At 51.2% G+C, this 291-nt stretch carries 1 protein-coding gene; it reads left to right on the forward strand.

The genetic code is table 11. The features are described from left to right. Positions 1-291, forward strand: a 291-nt coding sequence (locus tag K6T82_RS24160; protein ID WP_223711583.1) for a NifB/NifX family molybdenum-iron cluster-binding protein, incomplete at both ends; no start/stop codon positions are given.

Raw genomic sequence — 291 nt, forward strand, 5'->3', positions numbered from 1 at the left:
TTGCATAGGGGATGGACCAGTGAAGAAAATTGCCGTGACGGCTTTTGACAAAACGCCTGATAGCGCTGTTGATGAACGCTTTGGGCGTGCGCGTTATATCATCATATTTGATACCGAGAGCGAGGAAACTCAGGTCATTGACAACTTGGACAATTTGAACGCTGCGCAGGGCGCAGGAATCAACACCGCGCAAAAGATGGCGGATCTGTCCGTGGATTTGATCCTGAGTGGCCACGTCGGGCCAAAGGCTTTTAAGGTCTTGCAGGCGACGGGTATTCAGGTTGGGACTTT

The sequence above is a fragment of the Flavobacterium potami genome, assembly GCF_020026915.1.
Taxonomy (GTDB): Bacteria; Bacteroidota; Bacteroidia; order Flavobacteriales; family Flavobacteriaceae; genus Flavobacterium; species Flavobacterium potami.